Source organism: Psychrobacter sp. T6-1, from assembly GCF_052258445.1.
This window is the reverse complement of sequence record NZ_JBQQFC010000268.1, coordinates 1-3,370: the sequence shown is the minus strand read 5'-3', so window position 1 is coordinate 3,370 and position 3,370 is coordinate 1. Positions and strand designations below refer to the sequence as shown.

The 3,370-nt window shown below is 45.6% G+C and carries 3 protein-coding genes; all 3 read left to right on the top strand.

All coding sequences use genetic code 11. The features are described 5' to 3' along the window. Nucleotides 1-2,342 (top strand): pilus assembly protein (locus tag ACTXGO_RS11420; RefSeq protein ID WP_459112925.1); only part of this gene is annotated, 2,342 nt, incomplete at its 5' end. Nucleotides 2,343-2,355: 13 nt separating this feature from the next. Continuing rightward, complete coding sequence (locus ACTXGO_RS11415) at nucleotides 2,356-2,841, top strand: type IV pilin protein (protein WP_443574575.1); 486 nt, start codon at nucleotides 2,356-2,358, stop codon at nucleotides 2,839-2,841. Continuing rightward, nucleotides 2,835-3,326 carry a type IV pilin protein gene (locus tag ACTXGO_RS11410; RefSeq protein ID WP_443574574.1) on the top strand — a complete coding sequence of 164 codons (492 nt, stop codon included), beginning with the start codon at nucleotides 2,835-2,837 and terminating at the stop codon, nucleotides 3,324-3,326. Before ACTXGO_RS11415 ends, ACTXGO_RS11410 begins: the two co-directional genes overlap by 7 nt. The last annotated feature ends 44 nt before the right edge of the window (nucleotides 3,327-3,370 follow it).

The window sequence follows — 3,370 nt, the reverse complement described above, 5'->3', positions numbered from 1 at the left end:
TGTTTGCAAAAAATACTTATGATTTATGGAATACTGTTGCTGCCTCAAGACCTGACCGAGGTTTGCCGCAAGTGGGCGGTGCTTACCAAAAGGTATTTGAAAATACAGGTGCAACCGCATCAGGCAGTCGCAATCTGTTTGTAAATAATGGCAGTAGTTTAGTCAATCTAAAAGTCACCGCAGACAAGAAACCTGTAAACTTTAATAATTTGACGACGGCCAATGGATATACCAACCCCAAAAAAATCGCGCTACTAAACTTTATGGGATATGGTGAATCTACAAGCACGACAGTAACTGATGGCACCGCAATAACTGCCTCATTAAATACTGATCTGAAGAATGTCGGTGGTGTGCTGCACTCTATACCGCAGCTGATCACCAAAAAAGTAGCTGTCGATGCTACGGGCAAGTTTGATACTAGTCAACGTGAAGATTACGTAATATATGGTTCTATGGATGGCGCTCTGCATATGCTCGATGATAGCACGGGTAAGGAGGTCTTTACCTTTGTGCCCAAGCAGATCCTTGACTTACAACCCAAAGCACTTGTTGGCAATGGTACTGCCGAAGATGGCAGCTATCCTTATGGTGTCGATGCGCCTTGGCTAACGTACGCCTCTTACACTACAAAGTCTAATACGACAGGTACGGGCGATGCAGCTACCACTACGAATACTTTTGAAGCGGAGCAGAGCTTTGCATTAGGTGGTCTACGCATGGGCGGCTCTATGTATTATGCCCTAGATGTCTCAACTCCTAGTACTCCTAAGATGATATATAGCGTCGGTTCTAACTACGCTAATAAGCTACAAGATCAACTTGGAGCCACTCCAACAGTGCTAGCAGGTACTACAAGTAGCACCGTAGCAGCAGAAAAGCTAGCCTTCGCAAAAATGGGTCAATCATGGGGCAAGCCTGCTCTAGGCTACGTTAAAAGCGGCGGTAAACGCGTCATGGTGAGCTTCTTACCTGGTGGTTATGATACCTGCTACGAAGATCCAAAGTTTAAGCTTGGTTCTACTGTCACAACCAATACGGTTACAGGCTGTAATGGTAAAACGACAGCTCAAGGTAATGGCGTCTATATGGTGCAGATGGGTGAAGTTGAAACCAAAGCCAATAACGAAGAAAAAGTAAATGTCTCAACTGGTAATGGCAAGTTGTTATGGTGGGCTAATAATAGTGGTACTAGTGTTACCGCTGCCTCTACTGCTACTAGTGCCTCATTACAGTATTCTAAAGCAGACGATCTTAAGCATAGCGTCGTGACTCAGATTAGAACCTTAGACCGCAACTATGATGGTCTGACTGATCATATCTACTTTGCTGATTTAGGCGGACAAGTTTGGCGCGCTGATATCAATAACAATGCAGATACCAATAACTTTAAAGTAGATCGAGTCGTTAAAGTGCTCGATGTCAGTGACCAAGTGGGTACTGGCGATGCGCCACCACGTATTTACGAGCGCCCGCTAATCACTTTTTATAATGGCAGGTACGGTTATATCGATGCGGACAATCAGTCAGGCACTGCTAGTGGTGTACAAGCTATGGTGACAGTAGGCACAGGAGATCGTAGTAATCCAGTAACTGCAACAAGGAGTGTTCCTAATGCGCTATACAGCGTCATCGATAAGGACGTGTCTCGTAGTGATCTATTCTTCTATGGAACAGGAACAGCGCCGACAATCAGTTTACGCACACCAATTAACAAGGTAGCAGGTACGACTTCTAGAAACGACAAACTACAAAAACTGACATTTTCTGCCGCTGATATTAGTGCAGCAGCGGTAACAGGAGGCGCACCTGCTAGGGCAGGCATTAAAGAAAACATGGAGAAAGGTATTGTCCAAGGCTGGTATATGCCGTTTGATACTTGGTTAAATGAGGCAAAGCAGACTACAGGCCCTTACAAGATGAAAATGTTCAATGAGCCTGATGCACTAGCTGGTATATTAGTGTCCTCTTCATATAACCCTGACAAGGGTCAAGCTGTTCAAGCTTGTAGCGCTGGTGTCAAAGGGGCGACTCAACGCGAACGCACTTGTTTGCCCTTCGGTACTTGCTTAGATAGTAGTGGTAATGCAGTAGTAACTGCTCGCTCTACCTTCAATGCAGGTTCAGGTATTGTCGACAATATTGTCACCCAGTTTAATGATACCAGTATATTTAGTGGGCTAGTGAACCGCTGTGAGGGTGACGACTGCACACCCAAACTCATCTGCCCAAATGGTGACTGTGATCCTGAGCCGCCTGCGTGTACGGGTATAGATTGTGACCCTCTAGCTGGCTTCAATACGGACAAACGCATCAACCCATTAAGCTGGATTGAGCATTGATATGGCTATACAAATGAATGATAAGAGCACACGACAAATAGGCTTTACGCTTATAGAACTTATGATTACTGTCGTCATACTCGCTATATTGGCAGCCATCGCAATACCAAGCTATCGCGCCTATATCATTCGTAATGCGGAGGCCGATGTGCAGAGCAAGATGCTCGCACTGAGTAATGAGCTTGAACAGTGGCGAGCCAAAGCCTTAACCTATAAAGGTTTTAAGCCTAATACTATTGCCGATACTACGGGCGCGATAAACTCACCGACTACTAATCCGCGTTATGTGATCACGCTGGGACATCTGACAGGACCGACGACTTTTAGCACCTTGCATCAAGGCGGCGGGCGCGCTAATAATTGGGTTATGATAGCAACGCCCATCGATATGGTAGGTGCAGACAACTTCATGCTAACCAGCCAAGGCGTACGCTGCGCTAACAGTGCTGATTTTGAGATCACGGATGCCGATTGTGGTACGGGACAGACGACATGGTAATTTACTATAGTACTACTACACATAGCTCGTCGATCAAGGCGGCGCCGCAGACAGGCTTTACCTTAATAGAGCTAATGATCGTCGTTGCCATCATTGGTATATTGGCAGCCATTGTCTATCCTAGTTATCAGGGCTACGTTGAGCGTACAAATCGCGCGGATATGATGAGTGAGATGCAGCAGATTGCAACCCGCATAGAGTCGAGTAAAACCAACTATAAGCGTTACGATAGAATTCCACTATCCTCTGTATTGTCAGGTACACCTGCTACGGATGGTAGCGTGAATTTTCCATCATCGGGTACAGCTTTATATATTGTTACTGTCACGCCTAATGATGCGACTACCCTTACTAGTAAAGATTGGACAGTTACGGCGGCCCCTATAACAGGTACACGCATGGCAGGCGATGGTAGCCTGACTTTAGACAGCACTGGAGAGAAATGTAGAGGGACTTATTGCGGGTCAGGTAGCGAATGGCAATAATGAATAAGTCATTGACAAAAAACGTCAGTAAATAGGATGCAAAA

Bases quoted from the DNA above. Each gene is read 5' to 3' on its own strand.
- ACTXGO_RS11410 (WP_443574574.1), top strand. From the start codon at position 2,835: ATGGTAATTTACTATAGTACTACTACACATAGCTCGTCGATCAAGGCG.
- ACTXGO_RS11415 (WP_443574575.1), top strand. From the start codon at position 2,356: ATGAATGATAAGAGCACACGACAAATAGGCTTTACGCTTATAGAACTT.